This window comes from Terriglobales bacterium, assembly GCA_035624475.1.
In the GTDB taxonomy this organism is placed as follows: Bacteria; Acidobacteriota; Terriglobia; order Terriglobales; family Acidobacteriaceae; genus DASPRL01.
Genome location: DASPRL010000276.1, coordinates 1 through 2,745, shown reverse-complemented (window position 1 = coordinate 2,745; position 2,745 = coordinate 1). Strand labels below are relative to the sequence as shown.

At 68.1% G+C, this 2,745-nt stretch carries 4 protein-coding genes; 3 read left to right on the top strand and 1 reads right to left on the bottom strand.

Translation table 11 applies throughout. The annotated features are described in order from the left end of the window. On the top strand, positions 1-350 hold a 350-nt coding region (locus VEG08_10990; protein ID HXZ28509.1), incomplete at its 5' end, for a four helix bundle protein. A 40-nt stretch (positions 351-390) separates the two neighbouring features. Continuing rightward, positions 391-1,338, top strand: coding sequence for a methionyl-tRNA formyltransferase (fmt, locus tag VEG08_10985; protein HXZ28508.1), 948 nt, complete (start codon positions 391-393; stop codon positions 1,336-1,338). Here fmt and VEG08_10980 read toward each other — a convergent pair. Then, complete coding sequence (locus VEG08_10980; GenBank protein ID HXZ28507.1) at positions 1,331-2,131, bottom strand: PASTA domain-containing protein; 801 nt, start codon at positions 2,129-2,131, stop codon at positions 1,331-1,333. The two genes, fmt and VEG08_10980, sit on opposite strands and share 8 nt — an antisense overlap. 120 nt (positions 2,132-2,251) lie before the next feature. Between VEG08_10980 and VEG08_10975 the strand changes: the two genes are divergently transcribed. Then, positions 2,252-2,745 (top strand): aminotransferase class III-fold pyridoxal phosphate-dependent enzyme (locus tag VEG08_10975; GenBank protein HXZ28506.1); only part of this gene is annotated, 494 nt, incomplete at its 3' end.

The following is a 2,745-nucleotide window of genomic DNA, read 5'->3' as shown; positions in this document are numbered from 1 at the left end:
TGGCTTGGCAGAAGGCGATCGAACTAGCCAAGACCATCTATCGCGCCGCTGAACAATTCCCTCGGGTGGAAGCCTACGGACTCACTGCTCAACTGCGCCGCGCCGCGGTCTCCATTCCCAGCAACATCGCGGAAGGCCAAGGCAGGCAGTCAACTGGTGAATTCGTGCAGTTTTTGGGCACGTCCCGTGGATCGCTGTTTGAAGTGGAAACCCAGATCGTGCTTGCTCGGGACTTCGGTTTTCTCAGCAAAGAAGCGGCCGAGCGAGTGCTGGCGGAGACGACGGAACTGGCGCGGGTGTTGCAAGGCTTGATTGCCTCCTTGAGCAAGCCACACCCCATCCGGGCCTAGTTCCTCTTCACGATCCACTATCCACTATTCACTATCCACTATGGATCTTGTCTTCTGTGGCACCCCGCAATTCGCCGTCCCCACGCTGGACAAGCTGGTGGAGGCGGGCTTCCGTCTGCGCCTGGTGCTGACCCAGCCCGACCGGCCCAGCGGCCGCAGCCTGGGGCTGGCGCCGCAGCCCGTGAAGCAGCGCGCCAGCGAACTCAGCCTGCCCTTGCTGCAGCCTGACAAGATCAAGAACAACCTGGACCTGCGCGCCGCCCTGGAATCCATCCAGCCCGACGCCATCGTGGTGGTGGGCTACGGCCGCATCATCCCGCCGTGGATGATCGCGATCCCCCGCTTCGGCAACCTCAACCTGCACGCCTCGCTGCTGCCCAAGTATCGCGGGGCCGCGCCCGTGCAGTGGGCCATCGCCTCAGGCGAGACCGTGACCGGGGTGACCACCATGCGCATCGATCCCGGCCTCGACACCGGCGACATCCTGTTGCAGAAGGAAGTCCCCATCGCCGCCGCGGACACCGCCGTCACCCTGGCGCCGCGCCTGGCGGAGCTGGGGGCCGCCCTCATGGTCGAGACCCTGCACGGCCTGCTGGCGGGGAGCATCCAGCCTGTCCCCCAGGACCACTCCCGCGCTACGCTCGCCCCCTTGTTGAAAAGAGAAGATGGACGCATCGACTTCCAGCGCCCTGCCGTCGAGATCTGCAACCGCTTGCGCGGCTTCCAGCCCTGGCCGGGGGCCTGGACCGGCTTTCGCGGCAAGCATCTCCAGGTGCACGCCGCGCGGCCGCTCGACCGCCTTCCTAACGTCCGCCCGGGCGAACTCGCCGTCCAGGGCGAGCGTCTGCTGGCGGGATGCGGCCAGGACACCGGCGTGGAACTGCTGGAGGTCCAGGTGGAGGGCAAGAGGCGCATGAGCGCGCGCGACTTCCTCCATGGCTATCGCCCGCAGCCGGGCGAGGTGCTGGAAGCTCCTCCCGCTACTTAGGGGGCACGGGCGCGCCCCCGCCCGGGCTTTCCTTGCCGTTGCCCGGGCCTTCGGTCGCGACCTCGAAGCGGATGGGAGTGTCGGCCGTGACCTTCTGCCCTGCTGGCGGCGACTGGTGCACGATCACTGCCCACGCCAGCTCGGCGTTCCTGGCCGCTGCCTCCGGGGTCAGCGCTCCGTTCTGCGGAGTCGCTCCGGGACCGACGAGATGCAGTCCCGCATCCTGCACGGCGTGGGCCGCGTCGCCCAGGCGCCTGCCGGTGAAGTCCGGCATCACGTAGCTCTCCGACCCGTCCTCCGAGTTGATCAGCAGGCTGACCTTGGGAGAGGCGGTGGGGGCGTTGGGAGGCGGGCTCTGGGCGATGATCTGGTCGGCGGGAAAGCCGGGGATCTGGCCCTCCGCCACCGTGCCTACGTCCAGGCCGCGGCGCTGCAGGTTGATCTCGGCGGCGCGCTCGCTCTGCCCCAGGACGTCGGGGACCATCACCCGCTGCGGGCCCAGGCTCTCGGCCACCCGCACTTCCCAGCCGCGCCGCACCCGGGTGCCCGGCTGCGGAACCTGCGAGACGATGCGTCCCTCCGGGACCTCGTTGCTGTAGAAGCGGTCTTCCACCGTGGGCCGCAGGCCGTGGGAGCCCATTTGCTCGCGGGCGGCTGCCGTGGTCATCCCCACCACCTTGGGGATCTCCACTTCCCGGCCGTGGATGGCGAAGCGCATGGTGATCAGCGCCGACACCAGCGCCACCATCATCAGGATCAGGGTCAGCAGCATCAGGCGGAAGATGCGCAGCATGGCGGCGGCTCGCTCTCTCCGATTGTACAGCGGATGCAAAGCCCCCGCCCGGCGTGAGAACATAGCAGGTTGCCGGAGCGGCGCCGCCCCGCGCCGTGCCGGCGGGAAAGGACGCCTGCCATGACCCGCGAGGAGATCAACCGCAAGCAGAAGGAATACGTCTTCCCCTGCGTCTCCACCTACTACGCCCAGCCCCTGGCCGTGGACCACGCCTCTATGCAGCACGTCTGGGACGTGGAGGGCCGCCAGTACCTGGACTTCTTCGGCGGCATCGTCACCATCAGCGTGGGCCACTGCAATCCCCGCGTGACCGCGCGCATGAAAGCGCAGATCGACAAGCTGCAGCACGTGTCCACCTGCTTCACCACCGAGGCCATGGTCACCCTCGCCGAGAAGCTGGCCCAGATCACCCCCGGCCAGCTCCAGAAGTCCTACTTCACCAACAGCGGCAGCGAGGCCGACGAGACCGCGGTGCAGGTGGCGCGCATGCACACCGGCAACCTGGAGGTCGTGGCCCTGCGCCACGGCTACAGCGGCCGCTCTTCCCTGGCCCGCGGCCTCACCGGCATGCACACCTGGCGCAAGGCCACCGTGGAGGTCGGCATCGTGCACGC

Excerpts from the sequence above, each read along its gene's own strand:
- VEG08_10980 (HXZ28507.1), bottom strand. The coding sequence starts at position 2,131 with ATGCTGCGCATCTTCCGCCTGATGCTGCTGACCCTGATCCTGATGATG.
- fmt (HXZ28508.1), top strand. The coding sequence starts at position 391 with ATGGATCTTGTCTTCTGTGGCACCCCGCAATTCGCCGTCCCCACGCTG.